Below are 19,856 nucleotides of genomic sequence, written 5' to 3' on the forward strand. Positions count from 1 at the left end.
ATTAGTTAGCCTTTTTCATTTCTGTTTTTGCAAAATTAATTAATCCACCAGCTGCAATTAATTCTTGCATAAAAGGAGGAATAGGAGTAAATTTATAAGTTTTTTTAGTAGTGTTATTTGTAATTTCACCATTATCTAAATTAATAGAAATATTTTCACCCTCTTTTATTTCTAATGATTCAGGTAATTCAAAAATTGGTAAACCCATATTAAATGCATTTCTATAAAAAATTCTTGCAAAAGAAGGAGCAACAACAGCAGCAACACCTGCAGCTTTTAATGCGATTGGAGCATGTTCTCTACTTGAACCACAACCAAAATTTTCACCAGCAACGATAATGTCACCTCTTTGTAATTTTTTAGGAAAATCAGGATCTGCATCTTCCATAACATACTTTGCTAAATGTTCAGGGTCTGAACTATTTAAATATCTTGCCGCAATAATCACATCTGTATCTATATTAGCGCCAAAATTCCATACTTTTCCAGTAATTGTATTCATATTTATGTCCTTGAATTTAATAAATTTTAAAATTCATTAAATGAATATTTTCAAAAAAAATGCATTTTAGCGAATTTTTCAGTAATATTTGTTTAAATAGTTTTTTTTAATAGTTTTTTTAATTAATTTGGGTATAATATCCGACCATCTTACGAAGAGGATTTCCTAATACAATGAGTGTAAAAGATATAAATAAAGTTATCGAACAACTTGTAAAAGAGTACAAAGATTCAGTACTTACTTACGAAAAAATTATTAAAATCTTCCCTAAAGCACCTTCTGGTCCAAATATCAAAAAACTTTTAGCATTAATTCAATTATGTAATGTAACTGTAATTAGTTCTCAAGAACAAGCAAAAAGAATGAATGCAGAAGAGGCTAAGAAAAGAAGAGAATTAAGAGAAAAGTTAATTGAGAATGAAGATGACGTTTACGATTTATTGAAAAATAAAGAGTTATTAGAATGGTCAAGATCTGATTCTCCTGTTAGAATGTATTTACGAGAAATGGGACAAATTCCATTACTTACTAAAGAAGAAGAGATCGAAATCTCTAAAAAAATTGAAATGGGTGAAGATATTATTCTTGATGCTATTTGTTATGTTCCATACTTAATAGATTTCATTTTAGAATATAGAGAACCATTAGTTAATAGAGAAAGAAAAGTAAAAGAATTATTTAGAAATTTTGATGATGATGATTCTGATAGTGATGAAGAAGAAGAGGAAATTGAAGAAGATACTTCTGATGATTCTGATGATGATTCTGATAGTGATTCTGATGAAGAAAAAGGTGGTGTTAAAAAGCAAAAGAAACTTGATAAAAGAGCACAAACTATCATCGAAGCATTTAAAATCTTAGAAAAAGCAAAAAAAGATTGGCTTAAATTTTCAGCAAAAGAAACAGCAAAATCAGATGATGAAGTAGATCAAATGACTTTCAATCTTGCAGTTGCATTTAAAAAGAAAATCTTAAAAGAAGCATTACTTGACTTAGGACCTACATCTAAATTAATTACTGAAATTGTAAAAGCAATGGAAACAGCTTTAAAATCTGATACAGGTTTTGATGGTGAATTAAAAAGATTAGAGTATAAATTACCTTTATTTAATGAAACATTATTAAAAAATCATAAAAAGATTTTAGATAATATTGTTAATTTAACAAAAGCACAAATTACTTCAATGGTTCCTGAAGCTACTATGGTTTCTTCTTATATGGAAATTAAAAAACTTTTCCAAACAAAAGAAGCATCTAAAGGTGGTTTTGATTTAACACCTGAAGAATTAAAAGATGTTCTTGAACAAATCAAAAGAGGTAAACAAATTACTGATACTTCTAAAACAAGAATGGCAAAATCAAACCTTAGACTTGTTGTATCTATTGCAAAAAGATATACAAATAGAGGTTTACCATTCTTAGATTTAATTCAAGAAGGAAACATCGGTCTTATGAAAGCTGTTGATAAGTTTGAGTATAAAAAAGGTTATAAATTCTCTACTTATGCAACATGGTGGATTAGACAAGCAATTTCTAGAGCAATCGCAGATCAAGCAAGAACTATTAGAATTCCTATACATATGATTGAAACTATTAATAGAATTAATAAAATCATCAGAAAAGGTATTCAAGAAAATGGGAAAGAGCCAGATGTGGATGAAATCGCAAAAGAAGTTGGACTTCCTGTTGATAAAGTTAAACAAGTAATTAAAATCACTAAAGAGCCTGTATCTTTAGAAGCTCCAATTGGAAGTGATGATGATGGTAAATTTGGAGATTTCGTTCCTGATGAAAAAGCACCAACACCTGTTGATAACATCATGAAGGAAGATTTACAAGGTCAAATTGATCAAATTTTAGGTCAATTAAATGAAAGAGAACAAGCAGTTATCAGAATGAGATTTGGTCTTATGGAAGATGCAAGTGATAGAACATTGGAAGAAATTGGGAAAGAACTTTCTGTTACAAGAGAAAGAGTAAGACAAATTGAATCTAGTGCTATTAAGAAATTAAAGCATCCTAAAGTAGGTAAAAATCTTAAAAATTACGTAGAGAGCTAGAATCATGAGTTTTTTTGAAGAGTGGATTGAATTAGATTTAAATCCTATATTATCTTTTTCATCTACTTCAAAGATAATATATTCTAATTCTGAAGCACAGTTTTTATTAAATAGAATAAAACAAAAAGAGCTTTTTGATTTAGCTTTAAGTTATGCCCCAAAAACTTTTGGGGCACTAACTTCTTATATTGATTTAACAATTAAGAATTATACTTTTTATGCTATAACTGTAATGTATGAAAATGAAGATGAAATTCATATGAAACTGTATAAAAGTGCAATGGTAAAAAAAGAGAATACTCTTAATATAAAAAATATCAACGTTACAAATATTTTTACTTTAGTTGATTTATCAATTTCAACAAGTAAAATTAAATCAGATATCAATTTTATTAAGAACTATGATCCTTCTATCCCTGAGTTTAAGCTTGATGCTAGTTCATTTATAAAAACACTAAATCAAATTTTTGATGCCTTTAAAGGTAATAAAAATGTTTCATGTTCAATATTATTAAAAATTGGTGAATACATCAAAATTGATGAGAAAAAATATTCATTAATAAGTGTTGAAATTTCTACAGATAAAGAAAATGATTTCTCTTCTTTAAATATTAAAGAAAACAACTCATTTATTTTAACAAAAGATGATACTAAGGTGACAATAGATTTACCTTTAATTCTTTAAGTTTTCAAAGCTTTATTTTAAAAGCTTTGAAAATAAAACTCCAATTGGTACAATTCCCAATCCAATAATAAATGCAAGTGGTAAAAAGATACCATTATTGTTTAAAGCAAAAAATCCAAAAATCAATACTCCATAACCTAAGACTCTATAAATAGATAAAAAGCCTCCTGCTGAAAATAATGTATTTTTAAAAGTATTTTTCTTTACCTTTGATTTTTCATCATTTATAATCTCTTTAATTTTTTCAGGAGTTAATTCACTTTCAGGTATTTCTTCATATTCAGTATATAAATCATAAGGATCATCTATTTCATCAATTTTATCTCTTTGGTCTAAGCCATTTGATTGGGATAAATCAAGATTTGATATTCTACTTTGAATATTTTTTTTATAGGATAAAAAAGAAGCAATTGTAATAAATAATGATGAAAAGAAAGCAACCTGAGAATTTAAAAACCATAAACCATTTTGGAAAATAAATGCATAAAAGAAAATACAAAGGTCAATTATAATAAAGACCTTTGCAAACTTCAAAATTTCTGGATTAATCTTCATCATCAAAAGATTTATCTCCATGTTTTGCTCTATATGCATATCGAGGATCGTTTTCCATTCCTTCATATACTTTTTGTGCTTTTTTATATGCTCTATAAATATTTAAAATAGCTGCTGCGATTCCCCATGCAATTCCAACCCATAAAGCCCATGTATAACCTGTTAATTGTTTTAAACCATACCCAACACCAAAACCTATGATTATAGCAGCAACGATAGATATCCCTAGAGATAAACTATCAAGAGCTACTATCTTATCTTGGTGCTTTGGTTTTGGTTCAGTATTTTCATCTTTATTTACGTTATCTGACATAATAATCCAAAACTATGCTAAATATGTACAACAATAATCTGTTATCTCTAAAACTTTAATTTCAAAAGAACAATTAGCTGGAACTTCAAAATATTCTCCACCATTAATAGTCTCCCAGTTACTATCACCACAAGCTATTAAAATTTCAACTTTCCCTGAAATAATTTCCATATGTTCAGCTTCATTTGTTCCAAAAGTATATTCACCAGGCATCATAATACCTAAAGATTTTTTTACACCATTTTCATCTACAAAACTTCTACTTGTTACTTTTCCCTCAAAATATACATTTGCTTTTTTTGTTAACTCTACATTTTTAATTGTTGGCATTTTTATTCCTTTTTAGAAGTCCCTTCTAAAATGGGACCTTAAATATTAAATTTCTTTTAACGCTATAGCAAAGCTAAAGCTAAAGAAACAAACTTTAAAGAGAACAACGAGTTGTTCTTTAAACTATAAATTTTTCATAACTTCGTTAGCTGCACTAATACAAGCATCGATATCATCATTTGTTATTTTAGTACAAATAAATCCAGCTTCATATTGAGAACAAGCAAAATAGAAACCTCTTTTTAACATTTCGTGGTGAAATGTAGCAAATCTTTTGAAATCACAAAAACTTGATACTTCTTTGAAATTTGTTGGCATTTTATCTGCAAAGAAAAATCCAAACATACTTCCTCTTGCATCTGCTTGTAAACCAATATTATTAGAACTTGCTACTTCTTTTAATCCATTTATTAATCTAAGTGCTTTAGCATTTAATTCATCATAAACTTCAGGATTTGCTTTTAATTTTCTAAGACTCACTAGTCCTGCTGCCATAGCAACTGGATTTCCACTTAAAGTTCCTGCTTGATAAACAGCACCATCAGGGCTTAAATGACCCATGATTTCTTTATTAGAAGCGAAAGCACCAACAGGCATTCCAGCACCTATTACTTTACCAAAAGTGATAATATCAGCTTTTGTTTTTAAAATACCACTAGCACCTTTTAAAGAAGCTCTAAATCCTGTCATTACTTCATCAAAAATCAATAAAGCACCATTTGCATCACATAATTCTCTACAAGCTGCTAAAAACTCATCACTAGCTGGAACGAATCCCATGTTTCCTGCTATTGGTTCGATTATAATACAAGCAATATCAGATGAATCTTCAAAACATTTTTTTAAGTTTTCAATATTGTTATATTCACAAACTAAAGTATGTTTTGTTAAATCAACAGGAACTCCTGGACTACTTGGTGTTCCAAAAGTAGCTAATCCAGATCCAGCGTGAACTAAAAGTGAATCAGAATGACCATGATAACAACCTTCAAATTTTAAAATATCATTTTTCCCAGTTACACCACGTGCAAGTCTAATAGCACTCATAGTAGCTTCAGTTCCAGAACTCACAAATCTAACTTTATCAATATTCTCATACATTTCAACTATTTCACTAGCTAATTGTGTTTCAAGCAGTGTTGGTGCACCAAAAGATAAACCTTTTTTTGCAGTTTCAATAACAGCATTTTCAATATCTCTATCACAATGACCAAAAATAAGTGGTCCCCAAGATTGTACAAAATCTAAATATTTATTTCCATCTATATCAAATAAATAAGCACCCTCACCTCTATCTATAAAAGGGGGAGTTCCTCCTACACTTTTAAAAGCACGAACAGGAGAATCAACTCCACCTGGTATTACTTTACAAGCTTCTTCATAAGCTTTAATTGATTTATCAAACATTCACTTTCCTATTAATCATTTATTATGATAATTGTACTATAATCGCGCTATGAAAATTATTATCTTAGCCCTTATTATCTCAATATCTTTGCATTTTCTTGCATTTTATAATTATGGAAATAAAGAATTTAATGAAAAAAAGAATAAAGATGAAATTATAGAAAAAAAATCTGATGTAAAATTTGTAAAACTAAAGAAAAAAGAGATTACAGAAGAGATAAAAAATACTCCTGAAATTAAAAAAAATTTAGAGCCTGAAAAAACTGAAGAAACAAAAAAAGTAGAGAAACTATTAAATAAATTGAGCGAATCAAAAACTCAAAAAAAAGAGATAGAAAAAACTGAAACAAAAAAAATTGAAAAAATTGAAAAAAGAGCTGAAGTAAAAAAACAAATTGATGTTACACAATCAAAAGAATTTCAAGAAAAAGTATTAAAAGATCAAATTATTAAAAAAGATGATTCTTTACAAAATAGTATTTTAGAAAACTTTTTATCACAAAAAGAACCAATAAATAAAGAAATACTAAATGAACTTGAAAAACTATATGGTGAAGAATATCAAACTTTTACAAAAGTTCAGAAAGCATATTTAGAAAAAAATCTTAATAACTTTCAAGTTATTACACAAAGAGTTTTAACAAGACTAGGTTATCCTCCATTGGCTGCTAAACTAAAAATTGGTGGAGCAAATGTTATTGAATTTATGTTTCATCCAGATGGAAGTATTACAAATCTTAGAGTTACAAATTCATCTGGTTATGAAGTTTTTGATAAGTATTCTTTAGAGTTGATAGAAATTGCATATAAAGATTATCCAAGACCTACAACATCAACAAAATTAAAATTTAATGTTAGATACCAATTATACTAAGGCTAATTATGAATAAAATAAAAATATACTTTAAAAAACTGCTAAGAGGAGAGATATCACTTTTTATAGTATTTTGGTTTTGGTTTATTTTTATTTCTTTTTGTATAGAAGTGTTTTTTCAAATTGAATCTTTAAGTAATACTTTTTATGAAACAAACTATTTCCAATTATTTTTATATTTAATTATTTTAATATATTCCATATTAATATTTATGTTTGTTTTTAAAAGTGCAAATAATTATAAAGGCTCAAAAATATGGTCATTTCTTTCAAAAGTTATAGTATCAATAAATCTGTTTTTTTCATTAAGTTATTTTACAGATATTCTTGAATTTTATTTTTTAGAAGATTATTCTATTGAAAATGAAATTAAAGATTTTAGGAAAACATTACCTATGCAAGTTGATTCTGTGAGTATTTTAATAGATATTTATAAAGAAAAGAAAACAATATTTTATAATTATCAATTATTTAATATCTCACTGATTGAAGAAAATGATAAAAGTAGATTTACAAGACAAATACAAAATTCTCTTTGTGAAGATGAAATTAGTTTAAGTTTATTAAAAAAAGATTATATTTTAAATTATGAATACGTAAATGAAAAAGAAGAAAAAGTTATTAATATTCAAACTAAGAAAGATGATTGTGGAAAATCAATCTATGACTTAGAGATTTTAAATAAGGTTTTGGATGAACAAGGTATGCATTAGATATTCTTAAAATTATATTTATATCTTTCCCTCTAGGGATAGATATAAAATACTCTCTTTAAATTCTTTATTATTTATAATTTTCTCTCATAATTATATAAGTTCATATATCTAAATGCTAATAAATTTTCTAAAATAGCAAATGTCACTATAAAATTAATAAAAGAACTACCACCATATGAAAACAAAGGTAAAGGAATTCCAACAACTGGGGCAAATCCAATAACCATCAAAATATTAATACTCATATTAAAAAATATCAAAAGCCCCAAACCTGAAGCAAAAGCCCTGACTATATAATCATCTTTAAAATAATAATTCATGGTCAATAAATGCATAATAATTAATAAATATAAGAAGATTAATCCAATGGCTCCTAAAAAACCATATCTTTCTACAAAATAAGCAAAAATAAAATCACTTGTAGCAATTGGTAAAAACTTCAATTGAGTTTGAGTAGCCTCTTCACTTAATTTTCCAGTTAAACCACCTGAACCAATAGCAATAATTGATTGTTGTACGTGATAACTAGGTTTTTCTGAAATAAAGTCTGTGATTCTTTTTTTCTGATAATCTTTTATCAAATAAGTGTAAATAAAAGGTGAGGCAATACCAAGGGTAATAATAATAGTTGCCCAAATCTTCCAATTTACTCCTATTATAAATAATATTCCATAACCAACAAATAATAATACTAAAGCTGTACCTAAATCAGGTTCTTTTGCAATTAATAAAAATGGTAACAAAATATAAAATGAAAAATATAAAAAGTCTAAAACTTTATATCCATTTTTAGGAGGTGGTCTTTGTTGTATCAAATATCCTAACATTAAAATAAAAATAGGTTTTATTAATTCAGATGGTTGGATTGTAGTACCAAGGATAGGAATATGTATCCATCTTTGAGCACCAAGTTTTGATATACCTACGAACTCTACAGCCACCAGTAATGCTATACCAATCCAGTATAATGTGGGGATCATTCTTAATTTTTTTCTTATAGGTAAAACAAATACTATAAAAAATGCAAATAAGGAAATTGAGTAATAAAATAATTGCTTATTAGCTAATTGTTCGTTTGTTTCACCAATTAAATGGTATGATAAGAATATCAATGGTAAAACAAATATTATTAACAAATAATCAAAATGGGAAATAATTCTTTTATCAAATAAACGCATAGTGAAAGAGTATCTAAATATGGATAAAAATTTTATTGTAAATGAAGAAAATAGACTGGATAAATTTCTTGCATCAAAAATAGACGCATCAAGAAATCAAATCGAACAATTAATAAAAAAAGAATACGTAAAAATTGATGGTAAAACAGTAAGTAAAACAAGTTATAAATTAAAAAAAAATCAAAGTATTGATGTTCATTTTCCCCAAGCTGAACTAAATCCTACTAAAGATGAAAATTTTGTAAGAGAATCTCTAAAAGATAAAGATGTAGAAATTATTTATGAAGATGATCATATTTTAGTTGTAAATAAGCCTTATAATCTAACAGTTCATGATGCACCAAGCGTTAAAGATGCAACTTTAGTGGATTGGTTAAAGCTAAAAAAAATCTCACTTTCAACAATTAGTGGTGAAGAAAGACATGGTATCGTTCATAGACTTGATAAAGGTACAAGTGGTGTAATGGTAGTTGCAAAATCAAATGAAGCACACCTAGGATTGTCAAGACAACTAGAAGATAAATCTATGGGAAGATATTATCTTGCAATCATGGATATGCCTTTAAAAGAAAATATAATTGTTGAAAAACCAATAGGTAGAAACGTAAATAACAGATTAAAAATGTCTATTGAAGAAAATGGAAGAAATGCAAAATCTGCTTTTTCAAAGATTGCTTTAAGTGATAATGAAAAATTTGAATTAATAGCTGCAAAATTATATACAGGAAGAACTCATCAAATTAGAGTTCACTTAAGTTCGATGAATAGGCACATACTTGGAGATAATTTATATGGTTTTAAGGGCGAATTAAATAAAATAAATAGATTTTATTTGCATGCTTATTATCTTTATTTAACTCACCCAATAACAAATAAGCAAATGAGTTTCAAAGCAAATTTACCAAAAGACATAAATGAATTTCTAAATAAAAATTTTCAAAAGGAAAATATTGATGATAAACTTAATGAAAGCTACATCATTAACAGCTTTAATACTTCTATTTAGTGGATGTAATAATGTATTTGATAATTTAAATACTCCTACTACTCCAAGAGTAAATAATGCAATTGAATCTGTTGATTTTAATTCTATAAAATCAATTCCAGATATTGTATCTATTGGGTTTGAATGGCAAAAAGTGGATGATCCAAAAGTAATTGGATATAACTTTTATAGAACAGATTTACAAAAAGATGGTAAAACTCTTAAATTAGTAAAATCTATTGACAATAGATATGCAACACATTACGTGGATAAAGATTTAGAACCAAATACAAAATACGCATATCAAATATCTGCAAAAGCTGCTGATGGTAGTGAATCAAGAACAACAGAAGCTTATATCACACAAACTCTACCTCGAATTGTGCCTGTAAGTTTTGCACAAGCTGTTTCTGAATTACCAAATAGAGTAAAATTATTGTGGAGACCACATCCTGATAAAAGAATACAGTATTATAGAATTGAGAAATATAATGAAACTATAAATGAATGGATTCATCTAAAAACTGTAGAACAAAGATTGCAAGTTGAATATATTGATACTGGTTTAGACAATAATGCAACTTATAAATATAGAATAAAAGCTTTTACATTTAACGATGTAGAATCAGCTCCAACAGCTACACTTGTAGGAAAAACAAAAGCTTTACCTAAAGATGTTTCAAATATTAGTGTATCTAATAATCTTCCTAAGAAAATCAATATTACGTGGAATGCATCGCCTTCAAGTGACATAATAAGTTATGAGATTCATAGGAGTTCATATAGCGTATTAGGGTTTAGTAAAATTGCGACAGTAAATGCAGATACATTAGAATACTCAGATAAAATAAATGATGATGGTAGATATTACTATTATAAAGTACTTGCTATAGATAAAGATCATTTAGAAAGTAAATTTAACATGGATCCTAAAAAAGGAAGTACATTAGGTAAGCCTTTAAAACCTGTATTAACTCTTGCACAAATCCAAGGTAATAAAGCAATTTTAAACTGGAAAGCAGGAGATGAAAGAGCAATTTCATACAATGTTCAAAAAAGAATTAAAGTTAATTTTTTCGAGTATAAAACTGTAAATATAAATAATATAAACGATTTAAGATTTGAAGATACAGATGTTTTAAGTGGAGTTGAATATAAGTATTCAGTTCAAGCAAATGGAGAATTTGGATTAGTATCTGATAGAACAGATGAAGCTTCATTAACAATACCAAAATCAAAATCACAACAATAAGAAGATAAATGCCACATATAGTATTTGAAAGAAAAGAATTAATAACTACTCCATCACAAAAAGATGGAGTAGATTTTGAGTTTATTGCAAAATCTTATAACTTTACTCAAAAAACAAGAAAAACTGAATATAGAATTGCATTAAAAAATCAAGGAAAAGAATTTTTATTATCATTAAAACCAAAAGATGAAAATTTTATGATTAAAGCAGATAAAGTAACAAGGTTATCTCCTGTTACTCTTGTAAAAAATGCTTTGAATGCTTATGTTAGCTTAAACAATGCAAATGTATTATTTTCAAATACACATAATTTAAAACTAAAAGATGAATCAAAAAGTGAATATTTAAAAGATATTAACTATTTTGTTGATGAGTTTAATACTGAAAAAGAGATACAAATAGAGATTGGATTTGGAAGTGGAAGACATCTTTTACACCAAGCTAAAGTAAATCCTAATATCCAATTTGTGGGTCTTGAAATTCACTATCCATCAATAGAACAGCTATTAAAACAACTTGAACTTCAAAATATAACAAATGTTTTAGTTGTAAATTATGATGCAAGACTTTTTATGGAGTTTATAGAATCAAATAAAGTTGGAAAGATATTTGTACATTTCCCTGTACCCTGGGATAAAAAACCTCATAGAAGAATTTACTCAAATGAATTTGTAAATGAAGCATTAAGAGTTCTTAAAATTTCTGGAACATTAGAGCTTAGAACTGATAGTAGAAAATATTTTGATTTTTGTACAGAAGTTTTAACAAACCTTCCAAAAGGAAGAATAACTATCGATATAAATAAAGACTTGGCAGTGTCAAGTAAATACGAAGATAGATGGAAGAAACAAGGTAAAAATATCTATGATGTTGTTTTAGAAGCTTTTAACGAAGATGCAAATATTAATTTAGATTTTGATTTTTCATTTGATTTTGAAGTTAACTTTGAAAATATATTAAAAGATATTCCAACAAAATCTATTATAGAAAAGAATTTTTTTATTCATGTGGAAGAACTTTATGTTATTGAAGATATTAAGAATTCAGGACTTATAAAATTAACAATGGGAAATTTTGATAGACCTGTTACAAAATATTTATATGTAAATGAAGGAAAAATCTCTTATTATCAAGGTAACCCACTCCCTACAAGTGCAAATATTGATGCACATAAAAAACTAAAAGAGATTTTAAGTAAATGATAGAAGCTAAGAATATTTATCTTTCATATGATGATAATAAATATATTATAAAAAAAGGTAATTTTACTATTAAACCAAAAGAGTTTATCTTTATTGGAGGAAATTCAGGAAGTGGTAAATCTACACTTTTAAAATCTTTTTATGGAGACATCCCTTTAAAACATGGAAGTTTGAAAATTGAAAATCAAGAAGTTTTTGGTATAAAAGGTAAAAAACTAAGAGTTTTAAGAAAAGACATAGGTATTATATTTCAAGATTATAAACTAATAAATGAATATACTATTGAAGAAAACATTATGATACCACTTAAAATAAATGGATACTCAGATGAAGTGTCAAAGGATCAAGCTAATAAATTGTTAGCACATGTAAGATTATCACATAGAGCAGGATATTATCCAAATGAACTAAGTGGTGGAGAGCAACAAAGAGTTGCAGTTGCACGTGCACTTGCACATAATCCGAAAATAATCATTGCAGATGAACCAACAGGAAATCTAGATGATTTTTCAGCTGAAGTTGTATGGAACTTATTAAAAGGTGCTAATGAACAATTGGGTATTACAATTGTTGTAGTAACACACAGAGTTCCAAAAAATCTTGGAATAAAATTTAGACAGTTATCTATTGAGGATGGAATCATTTATGAAGTTTCTTAAAAATTTATTTGCTTTTTTAATTCCATTACTTTCAATGTTAATTACATTTTCGATATTTTTATTAATAAATAATGTAGTTGAAAATTACAAATCTAAAATTTCTAGAGACTACTCAATTGTAATAGTTACAAACACACCTTTAGAAAAAGACTCAATTAGTGAATTAGCAGGAATAAAAGTAGAGAAAATACAAGTTTTGCCAAATGATAAAATTATAACAAGTATAAAATCTAGTTTATCTGATAATTCAATAGAATTATTAAAAGAAAAACTTCCAAATTTTTATCAAATATACTTGGAAATATTTCCTACAAGTAGTGAATTAGAAGAAATAAAAGAAACTTTATTGCAAAATAAAAATATTAGAAAAGTTGAAGTATTCTATAAAAATCATAACCAAACATATTTATTACTACTATTACTTAATAGTGTATCATTTATATTATTTTGTATCATAACTTTGTTCGCAATTATAATTATTGCTAAACAAATAAAACTGTGGTTCCATGAACATAGTGTAAAAATAGCTATTTTAAGATTACATGGTGCTTCAATACTCTATAGTGCATCATCTATTTTAAATTATGCATTATTAAGTTCACTATTGGCATTTTTAATATCTGCTGCATTTTTATATTATGTATCACATAATATGACCGTATTATTTCCTTTAGAGTTACATGATATTATGGATATAGAAATAAATCTTACTTTAGAATTAATGAAAATATTTTTATTATCATTTTGTATATCTATATTTACAATATTTGGTGTTTTATTAAAGTATAAGATCAATAATGACTAAAATATTTTTCTTGTTGTTTTTAAGTACGAATCTACTTTTTTCGGCTACTAATATCGATAAAAAAATTCAAAAGAATAAACAAATTCTTGATTCCAGTGCAAAAAAAGAAGAAACAACATCTTTAAAAATAAAAGAATTAGCAGATAAAATAGAATCACAAAATTCAAATATTATAAATCTTGAGAAAGATATTAAACAAGTTAATCAAGATATAGATGAGCATCAAAAACTACTTGAAGATTCAAAACAAAAATTAGATGAATTAAAATCTAAATCAACTGATCTAATAAAAGAAAAAACATCTAACGAAGAACAAATAGTTAATACTATAATCGAAGAGTTCTCCATATCAATTGCTTTAAAACTCGCTTCTGAAAATAGCTTACAAGAATTAATTGATAGTGAAATATATACTCTTTTATCTCAACACTCAAAAGATAAAGTATTAAAACTAAATAACAACTATAATCTCCTATCAACAAATACAAAGAGTAATCAAAAAGATATAGAAAAAATTGCTTCTTATATAGAAGATAGACAAAAAACAAAAGAGAAATTAACAAGCTTAAAACAAAAGCATTCTAGCTCACTTGAAAATTTAGAAGAACAGCATAAATCATATCAAGAAGAGTTAAGTAAAGTTGCAAAACAACAAGACTCTTTAAAAAATCTTCTTGCAGAATTAAATATTTTAAAAGAAGAAGAAAATAAAAAAGCTGAAGAAGAGCGAAAAGAAAAGTTAGAAAAACTTTTAGCCAAAAAGAAAGCTGATGCTAAAAAAACCATAAGAGAAGAAGCACAAGAAGAAGCACCAAATGATGAGATTCAAACAGCTGAAGTTAGAAATCAAAGATATGCAAAAAATCTAAATTTAGATGTTAGAAAGATTGGTTCTTCAACTGATGGTATAAAAATTGTTAAATATAGAGGAACATCTACAATTGCACCTCTAAAATCATTTAAGGTTGTTAAAAATTTTGGAACATATTATGATCCAGTTTATAAAATAAAACTTTTTAATGAATCTATTGTTTTAAAAAGCGATGAACCAAAAGCAAAAGTTGTTGCTGTTTTAAATGGAAAAGTAGTTTATGCTAAGAAAAATGCAGGAATGCTTGAAAATGTTGTTATTATTCAGCATGAAGATGGTCTTCATACTATTTACTCTCATTTAGATGAGATATCTCCTACTCTAGTTGTTGGGAAATGGATTAAACAGGGTTATGTTGTAGGACGTGTTGATGATAGCTTAATGTTTCAAGCAACAAAAGATTCATCTCATATAGACCCAAAAGACTTATTTAAAATATAATGAAAATATTCATAGATGGTGATGCATTTCCAAATCTCTTAAAACCTATAATATTAAGAGCTATTGAAAAACAAAAAATAGATACAATTGTCATTGCAAATAAAAAAATAAATATAGGTGCTTCTAATCATATAGAATATATAATTGTAGATCTTGGTGCAGATGAAGCTGATAATAAAATAGTTGAAATGCTAAGTGAAAATGATTTAGTAATCACAGCGGATATACCACTTGCAGATAGAACAATTAATAAAAATGGCCACGCAATTGATCATAGAGGCGCAATGTACACAGAAGATAATATAAAACAATATCTTGCAATTAGAAATCTAATGCAAGAGATACGAGATAGCGGAGAGATTACTAAAGGCCCACCTGCTTTTAATCAAAAAGATGCTCAACAATTTGCAAATTCTTTAAATAACTTTTTGCAAAAATATAATAAAAAATAAGGATTTCCCATTATACTAATAGATCAATCAACAAAAAATCAATTTAGAATTTTTTGCAAAGAAAACAATATTCAAGATATGGAAGTAGCTGTTAAATACTTTATAGTATTTGGTGGATTAGATATAAAAATAGATACAACAAAACCTCTTTTAGAATTAATTGAAAAGCATATTTTAGATGACTATACTGATCTTAAATATGAAATCACAACAATATGTGGTGGATACAAAGTAGATCAAGCCATTCTAACAGGAATTGCCCAAGGGGATAGAAGAACAACTACATCTTTTAAAAGAGCTTTTGTAAGCTTTGAAGAAGGTAGTAGATGTATAGAAAAAATAATCGATAGAGGAATTATCGAAATAGAATCTTCACAACATCACCTAGCAAAAAAAAGAGGTGATGATAAAATTGCAAAAAAACTTCTTTTTACAGCACCATTCTTAAGATTTTGGTTTGCTTTTGTTTCTCCTATATATAAAGGAATAAAAGAAAAAAATTACAAAGAATTTTTTGAATTATATGAAAATAAAGAAGCTGAATTTGGAAACTTTGTTTTTGAAGAATTAGCTATGGAATGTTTAAGAGATACATTTACAGATGACCCAATTAAACAGTTTGGTAGATATTGGGATGATAAATATGAAATTGATTTAGTTGCAAAAACAATTTCAGGAAAGATAATTGCAGGAAATTGTAAATACATTACTTCAAAGTTAAAGAAAAATGAACTAAATAAACTAAAAGATGATTCTACTTCAATAGATTTAAATCCTGATATTCTAGTTTTATTTAGTAAAAACGGGTTTTCAAATGAGTTAAAATCACAAAAAAGTGAAACTCTAAGACTATTTACAACAAAGAGTTTTAAGCTATTATTAGCTTAAACCTCATTCATTCTTTTTTCAAATTCAGCGTTCATCTCATCAAGTTTTGTTTGAGACACTTCAAGTGCTGAAAATTTAGTTTCAATATCTTTTTCATATTTATTAATATTCTTTAAAAGTTCAATAGATGAATTATTATCACCTTTATTTGTAGCTTTTGTTAATTCATTTTGGTCATGATCTAAAAGTTCTTCTAATTTTTCAATCTCTTTTTCTAACTTCTCAACCTCTTTTTTAAGAGGTCCTGTTGCTTTACTTTTCTCAGCAACAATAGCAGCTCTTAATTTTTTACTCTCTTTTTTATTTACTTTTACATTTTTTACTTTTTTCACTTCAACAACATCATCATCCCAACCAATTTTTTCTAAAAACTCATCATAAGTTCCATCAAAATAGATTGCTTCATCATTTGCGAATATAATCAATCTATCACAAACTTCTCTTAATAACTCTTCACTATGTGTTACGATGATACTTGAACCCTCAAATGCTTTAATAGCTTTTGTTAAAGCTGCAATTGAATCCATATCAAGGTGATTTGTAGGCTCATCTAGGAATAATAAGTTTACATCTTTTGCAATTATTTTACCAAGCATTACCCTAGATTTTTCTCCCCCTGATAATAAAGAAATTTTCTTCTTAGCATTATCTCCACTAAACATCATTAAACCACAAATACTTCTAATTACAGCTTCTGGTAATTTTGTATTTGTTGAATGTATTTCATCCATAATTGTACTGTTTAGATTTAAGTGAGAAATATTTGTTTGTCCAAAGTGTCCAAAAACTGTACTTCCATGATAGTCAATAGTTCCACTTAAGGCTTTTAATTCGTTTGCAATTACATTTAGTAAAGTTGATTTTCCTTTACCATTTTTTCCTATGATTCCAAGAGTTTCACCTTTTTGAAGAGCAAATGAAATATTTTTAAATAAAATATTATCTTTTGAGTATCCAAAGCTTACATCTTTTACTTCAACTAAAAATTTTGCAGGTGTATCTTTATAATTAAAGTCAAATTTTAAAGTCGAGTCATAACCAATATCTTCTAAAACATCCATTTTTTCTAAAATTTTTACTTTAGATTGTGCTAAAGCTGCTGTTGATGCTCTAGCTTTATTTTTTGCAATAAAATCTTCAAGTTCTTTTATTTTCTTATCTTGAGCTATTTTTTGTTTTTCATGGTGCTCTTCATTACTTGCTAATTGCTCATAAAACTTCTCAGTTCCACCTGCAATCATATATGCATTTCTTCTAATAATTCCCATAGTATGTGTACAAACACTATCCATAAACTCTCTATCGTGGGTAATTAAAATTACTTCACCTTCAAAAGTTTTTAAGAAAGCTTTTAACCATCTAATAGATAAAATATCCAAATAGTTTGTAGGCTCATCTAAAAGTAGCATATTTGGTTCTGTTAATAGAAGTTTTGCAAGGTTAATTCTAATTTGGTAACCACCTGAAAAAGATTTTGGTGCTTTTTCTAAATCTTCTTGTGAAAATCCAAGACCAAATAATATTTTTTCAACCTTGTAAATACTAAATTTATCATCTTCAGCAAGTGCAAGTGCAGTTTCATCTACCAATGTTTTTTCTGTAAAATCAAAATATTGTTTTAATGCTCCAATTTTATAATTCTTTGGAATCATTACATCACCACCATCGGCTTGTTCTTCATTAAGAATTAACTTGAAAAGTGTTGATTTACCACTACCATTTCGCCCTACTAAACCTATTTTATTACCAGAATTTAGTCTTAAATTTAGTTCACTAAAAAGCTCATTTGGCCCATAGCTTTTTGATACATTTGAAAGTTCTATCATGTTTCTCTTTTATTATGTGTTTTATATTTTTTTGATTTGGAAGTATACGATATATGTGGTTATATGTTGATTAGAGAGAATTTATTAATTAAGTGTCTTAATTCACAAATATTAAATTTAGACACCTTTTATATGGATAATATTAATTATTTTTTAGAACTTGTTATCCATTTTTTAGCTTTTTCTAAATCAGTAAATTCAAAATGTTTAATTTCAGCTGCAATAAAATGTTTTCCTAAATCTTGAGCAAATTCACCTATTATACTATTTGTAACTATAGCTACTTTAGATACTTTTTTATGGTGAGCATTTATAAATTTTAAATGACTAATTAATGCACCAAAAGAATCCCATCCGGGGAATGTTTCAACATAAATTATTATACCATTCAATTTTTCATGATTTTCAATAAAAGGATCTATAATATCCCTTGCAGAATTAAAATCACTCTCACTTAATCTACCGTTTGGTTTTAATATTGCTATATATTCTTTTTCATTTAAATGTACTTGCATCATTAATTATCCTTTAAAATATTATATTTTATATTTTAATTATACTATTTAAAAAATTTATTTTCATCATAAAAATAAAAAAAGGGTAAGAACATTTAAGCTCTTACCCTTTTATATCTATAAAGTTTTTAAAAAATTAATGTAAATCAGCGTTTAATTTAATTTCTCTAGTACTTCTCATAGCAATTGTTTGACCAGTAGAAGAATTAACTCTAAAGTGAACTCCATTTACTCCTTGGAAATCGCTACCTTTCATTACTGTTGTAATTTCTTTACCAGGATTAATCTCTTTTAATGCAGCAACTGCTTTTTCAGATAAAGCAATTTTAGTACCAGGTAAGATTGTAACACCTGCATCTAAAATACAACCATCACCAATAGCAGTTCCAGTACAAGAATTTGCACCTAATAATGTATTTTCTCCAATAGAAACAGGAACTCCATCAGTTCCTGATAAAACTCCAAGAATTGAAGCTCCACCGCCAACATCAGATCCAGCACCAACAACAGCAGATGAAGAGATTCTTCCTTCAACCATTACTGAACCTAAAGTTCCTGCATTGAAGTTAATATAAGCAGCACCTGGCATTACAGTTGTTCCTGCTGCTAATTGTGCTCCCATTCTAACTTTTGAAGTTTCTAAAATTCTTGTATTATCAGCAGGAATTACATGTTGTAAGAATCTTGGGAATTTATCAACAGCATCAATATTTGGATATTTTCCTGATAATTTTAAAACAATTTCATTTGCTCTTAACCAGTCAAGTTCCACTGGTTGATTTCCAATCCATGCACAGTTGTGTAATTTACCAAATGCACCTGTTAGATTAAGACTTCTTAATGCTGCTTTTCCAGTAGAAAGTGCATAAAGTTTTAAATATACAGCTTCTGTAGTTTCAGGAGCAGCATCTTCAAAAATAAATACAACTCTATAATCATCGGCTGTAAGTCCTGAATCTATTGGAAGTGAAGCTAATGTTGAAATAACTTGAACATTTTTATGTGCATCACCTTTTGCTTCTGGAATAAATGGTCTAAAAGCTTCTATACAAGAAGTTAAAAACTCATCAGAAATTTTAAATACTAATTCAGATTTTGTAGTATCTACATTCTCTCCTGCTACTTTTAAAGCATTTAAAAATACTGCTGCACTTCCAAAGTTTTCATTCCAATTTATTAAAGGGAAAGTAGCTTGTAGTATTTTATCTTTATTAATTTGTCCTCTATCTACTTTTGCAATACCAAATCCAATTGGATTTCTGTACCAAGATTGTGATTGAATATCATCTATTAATTGTTTAAATTCATCTTTTGTATAAGCCATTATTTCTCCTATTATT

General features: G+C 27.0%; 21 protein-coding genes. 12 read left to right on the plus strand and 9 right to left on the minus strand.

Going from position 1 to position 19,856, the window contains the following annotated elements:
• Position 1 precedes the first annotated feature (1 nt).
• On the minus strand, positions 2–502 hold the full coding sequence (locus AACT_RS09165; RefSeq protein ID WP_172126517.1) for a 3-isopropylmalate dehydratase small subunit: 501 nt from the start codon (positions 500–502) through the stop codon (positions 2–4).
• Positions 503–675: 173 nt separating this feature from the next.
• Here AACT_RS09165 and rpoD point away from each other — a divergent pair, with 173 nt between their 5' ends.
• Both rpoD and AACT_RS09175 read left to right on the plus strand, forming a co-directional pair.
• A complete protein-coding gene (gene rpoD / locus AACT_RS09170) occupies positions 676–2,562 on the plus strand; it encodes an RNA polymerase sigma factor RpoD (protein ID WP_172126518.1) in 1,887 nt (628 codons plus the stop codon).
• 4 nt (positions 2,563–2,566) lie between these two features.
• Positions 2,567–3,247, plus strand: coding sequence for a hypothetical protein (locus tag AACT_RS09175; RefSeq protein ID WP_172126519.1), 681 nt, complete (start codon positions 2,567–2,569; stop codon positions 3,245–3,247).
• Positions 3,248–3,259: 12 nt separating this feature from the next.
• Here the strand turns inward: AACT_RS09175 and AACT_RS09180 are convergent, their stop codons facing one another.
• The 4 genes from AACT_RS09180 to hemL form a co-directional block, all read right to left on the minus strand.
• Positions 3,260–3,805: a hypothetical protein gene (locus tag AACT_RS09180; RefSeq protein WP_172128623.1), complete on the minus strand. Its 546-nt coding sequence runs from the start codon at positions 3,803–3,805 to the stop codon at positions 3,260–3,262.
• A complete protein-coding gene (locus AACT_RS09185; protein WP_172126520.1) occupies positions 3,792–4,115 on the minus strand; it encodes an AtpZ/AtpI family protein in 324 nt (107 codons plus the stop codon). Before AACT_RS09185 ends, AACT_RS09180 begins: the two co-directional genes overlap by 14 nt.
• A gap of 12 nt (positions 4,116–4,127) precedes the next feature.
• The gene (gene ppnP / locus AACT_RS09190) at positions 4,128–4,445 is read right to left on the minus strand and encodes a pyrimidine/purine nucleoside phosphorylase (RefSeq protein ID WP_172126521.1); all 318 of its coding nucleotides are present in this window, start codon (positions 4,443–4,445) and stop codon (positions 4,128–4,130) included.
• Positions 4,446–4,568: 123 nt separating this feature from the next.
• A complete protein-coding gene (hemL, locus tag AACT_RS09195; protein WP_172126522.1) occupies positions 4,569–5,852 on the minus strand; it encodes a glutamate-1-semialdehyde 2,1-aminomutase in 1,284 nt (427 codons plus the stop codon).
• 49 nt (positions 5,853–5,901) lie between these two features.
• On the opposite strand from hemL, the gene AACT_RS09200 reads away from it, so the two are divergent.
• Together AACT_RS09200 and AACT_RS09205 are read left to right on the plus strand one after the other, a co-directional pair.
• The gene (locus AACT_RS09200) at positions 5,902–6,726 is read left to right on the plus strand and encodes an energy transducer TonB (RefSeq protein ID WP_172126523.1); all 825 of its coding nucleotides are present in this window, start codon (positions 5,902–5,904) and stop codon (positions 6,724–6,726) included.
• Positions 6,727–6,734: 8 nt separating this feature from the next.
• On the plus strand, positions 6,735–7,439 hold the full coding sequence (locus tag AACT_RS09205; RefSeq protein ID WP_172126524.1) for a hypothetical protein: 705 nt from the start codon (positions 6,735–6,737) through the stop codon (positions 7,437–7,439).
• A gap of 74 nt (positions 7,440–7,513) precedes the next feature.
• Here AACT_RS09205 and AACT_RS09210 read toward each other — a convergent pair whose 3' ends face one another.
• Positions 7,514–8,620 carry an FtsW/RodA/SpoVE family cell cycle protein gene (locus tag AACT_RS09210; RefSeq protein ID WP_172126525.1) on the minus strand — a complete coding sequence of 369 codons (1,107 nt, stop codon included), beginning with the start codon at positions 8,618–8,620 and terminating at the stop codon, positions 7,514–7,516.
• 19 nt (positions 8,621–8,639) lie between these two features.
• Here AACT_RS09210 and AACT_RS09215 point away from each other — a divergent pair, with 19 nt between their 5' ends.
• The 8 genes from AACT_RS09215 (at position 8,640) to AACT_RS09250 (ending at position 16,175) form a co-directional block, all read left to right on the plus strand.
• A complete protein-coding gene (locus AACT_RS09215) occupies positions 8,640–9,626 on the plus strand; it encodes an RluA family pseudouridine synthase (RefSeq protein ID WP_172126526.1) in 987 nt (328 codons plus the stop codon).
• Positions 9,574–10,857, plus strand: a complete 1,284-nt coding sequence (locus AACT_RS09220) for a fibronectin type III domain-containing protein (protein ID WP_228720467.1) — start codon at positions 9,574–9,576, stop codon at positions 10,855–10,857. The genes AACT_RS09215 and AACT_RS09220 overlap by 53 nt, the downstream gene beginning before the upstream one ends.
• 8 nt (positions 10,858–10,865) lie before the next feature.
• Entirely contained in the window at positions 10,866–12,059 is a 1,194-nt protein-coding gene (gene trmB / locus AACT_RS09225; protein ID WP_172126527.1) for a tRNA (guanosine(46)-N7)-methyltransferase TrmB, read from the plus strand.
• Complete coding sequence (locus AACT_RS09230; RefSeq protein WP_172126528.1) at positions 12,056–12,718, plus strand: cell division ATP-binding protein FtsE; 663 nt, start codon at positions 12,056–12,058, stop codon at positions 12,716–12,718. The genes trmB and AACT_RS09230 overlap by 4 nt, the downstream gene beginning before the upstream one ends.
• Positions 12,705–13,523: a cell division protein FtsX gene (locus AACT_RS09235; protein WP_172126529.1), complete on the plus strand. Its 819-nt coding sequence runs from the start codon at positions 12,705–12,707 to the stop codon at positions 13,521–13,523. Before AACT_RS09230 ends, AACT_RS09235 begins: the two co-directional genes overlap by 14 nt.
• Positions 13,516–14,835, plus strand: coding sequence for a murein hydrolase activator EnvC family protein (locus AACT_RS09240; protein WP_172126530.1), 1,320 nt, complete (start codon positions 13,516–13,518; stop codon positions 14,833–14,835). The genes AACT_RS09235 and AACT_RS09240 overlap by 8 nt, the downstream gene beginning before the upstream one ends.
• The gene (locus AACT_RS09245) at positions 14,835–15,287 is read left to right on the plus strand and encodes a YaiI/YqxD family protein (RefSeq protein WP_172126531.1); all 453 of its coding nucleotides are present in this window, start codon (positions 14,835–14,837) and stop codon (positions 15,285–15,287) included. Before AACT_RS09240 ends, AACT_RS09245 begins: the two co-directional genes overlap by 1 nt.
• Positions 15,288–15,365: 78 nt before the next feature.
• Positions 15,366–16,175, plus strand: coding sequence for a DUF234 domain-containing protein (locus AACT_RS09250; RefSeq protein ID WP_172126532.1), 810 nt, complete (start codon positions 15,366–15,368; stop codon positions 16,173–16,175).
• Here AACT_RS09250 and AACT_RS09255 read toward each other — a convergent pair.
• The 3 genes from AACT_RS09255 to AACT_RS09265 all read right to left on the minus strand — a co-directional run bounded on the left by AACT_RS09255 (position 16,172) and on the right by AACT_RS09265 (position 19,840).
• Positions 16,172–18,001 (minus strand): ABC-F family ATP-binding cassette domain-containing protein, encoded by a 1,830-nt coding sequence (locus tag AACT_RS09255; protein ID WP_172126533.1) that lies wholly within the window; start codon positions 17,999–18,001, stop codon positions 16,172–16,174. The genes AACT_RS09250 and AACT_RS09255 overlap by 4 nt on opposite strands.
• A gap of 146 nt (positions 18,002–18,147) precedes the next feature.
• Positions 18,148–18,519: a SpoIIAA family protein gene (locus tag AACT_RS09260; protein WP_172126534.1), complete on the minus strand. Its 372-nt coding sequence runs from the start codon at positions 18,517–18,519 to the stop codon at positions 18,148–18,150.
• 133 nt (positions 18,520–18,652) lie between these two features.
• Entirely contained in the window at positions 18,653–19,840 is a 1,188-nt protein-coding gene (locus AACT_RS09265; protein ID WP_172126535.1) for a tetrahydrodipicolinate N-succinyltransferase N-terminal domain-containing protein, read from the minus strand.
• Positions 19,841–19,856 lie beyond the last annotated feature (16 nt).

Source organism: Arcobacter acticola, from assembly GCF_013177675.1.
Classification (GTDB): Bacteria; Campylobacterota; Campylobacteria; order Campylobacterales; family Arcobacteraceae; genus Aliarcobacter; species Aliarcobacter acticola.

What these genes read in the sequence shown, in the direction of transcription:
- AACT_RS09165 (WP_172126517.1), bottom strand. Translation starts at nt 502, where the DNA reads ATGAATACAATTACTGGAAAAGTATGGAATTTTGGCGCTAATATAGAT.
- rpoD (WP_172126518.1), top strand. Translation starts at nt 676, where the DNA reads ATGAGTGTAAAAGATATAAATAAAGTTATCGAACAACTTGTAAAAGAG.
- AACT_RS09175 (WP_172126519.1), top strand. Translation starts at nt 2,567, where the DNA reads ATGAGTTTTTTTGAAGAGTGGATTGAATTAGATTTAAATCCTATATTA.
- AACT_RS09180 (WP_172128623.1), bottom strand. Translation starts at nt 3,805, where the DNA reads ATGATGAAGATTAATCCAGAAATTTTGAAGTTTGCAAAGGTCTTTATT.
- AACT_RS09185 (WP_172126520.1), bottom strand. Translation starts at nt 4,115, where the DNA reads ATGTCAGATAACGTAAATAAAGATGAAAATACTGAACCAAAACCAAAG.
- ppnP (WP_172126521.1), bottom strand. Translation starts at nt 4,445, where the DNA reads ATGCCAACAATTAAAAATGTAGAGTTAACAAAAAAAGCAAATGTATAT.
- hemL (WP_172126522.1), bottom strand. Translation starts at nt 5,852, where the DNA reads ATGTTTGATAAATCAATTAAAGCTTATGAAGAAGCTTGTAAAGTAATA.
- AACT_RS09200 (WP_172126523.1), top strand. Translation starts at nt 5,902, where the DNA reads ATGAAAATTATTATCTTAGCCCTTATTATCTCAATATCTTTGCATTTT.
- AACT_RS09205 (WP_172126524.1), top strand. Translation starts at nt 6,735, where the DNA reads ATGAATAAAATAAAAATATACTTTAAAAAACTGCTAAGAGGAGAGATA.
- AACT_RS09210 (WP_172126525.1), bottom strand. Translation starts at nt 8,620, where the DNA reads ATGCGTTTATTTGATAAAAGAATTATTTCCCATTTTGATTATTTGTTA.
- AACT_RS09215 (WP_172126526.1), top strand. Translation starts at nt 8,640, where the DNA reads ATGGATAAAAATTTTATTGTAAATGAAGAAAATAGACTGGATAAATTT.
- AACT_RS09220 (WP_228720467.1), top strand. Translation starts at nt 9,574, where the DNA reads ATGATAAACTTAATGAAAGCTACATCATTAACAGCTTTAATACTTCTA.
- trmB (WP_172126527.1), top strand. Translation starts at nt 10,866, where the DNA reads ATGCCACATATAGTATTTGAAAGAAAAGAATTAATAACTACTCCATCA.
- AACT_RS09230 (WP_172126528.1), top strand. Translation starts at nt 12,056, where the DNA reads ATGATAGAAGCTAAGAATATTTATCTTTCATATGATGATAATAAATAT.
- AACT_RS09235 (WP_172126529.1), top strand. Translation starts at nt 12,705, where the DNA reads ATGAAGTTTCTTAAAAATTTATTTGCTTTTTTAATTCCATTACTTTCA.
- AACT_RS09240 (WP_172126530.1), top strand. Translation starts at nt 13,516, where the DNA reads ATGACTAAAATATTTTTCTTGTTGTTTTTAAGTACGAATCTACTTTTT.
- AACT_RS09245 (WP_172126531.1), top strand. Translation starts at nt 14,835, where the DNA reads ATGAAAATATTCATAGATGGTGATGCATTTCCAAATCTCTTAAAACCT.
- AACT_RS09250 (WP_172126532.1), top strand. Translation starts at nt 15,366, where the DNA reads ATGGAAGTAGCTGTTAAATACTTTATAGTATTTGGTGGATTAGATATA.
- AACT_RS09255 (WP_172126533.1), bottom strand. Translation starts at nt 18,001, where the DNA reads ATGATAGAACTTTCAAATGTATCAAAAAGCTATGGGCCAAATGAGCTT.
- AACT_RS09260 (WP_172126534.1), bottom strand. Translation starts at nt 18,519, where the DNA reads ATGATGCAAGTACATTTAAATGAAAAAGAATATATAGCAATATTAAAA.
- AACT_RS09265 (WP_172126535.1), bottom strand. Translation starts at nt 19,840, where the DNA reads ATGGCTTATACAAAAGATGAATTTAAACAATTAATAGATGATATTCAA.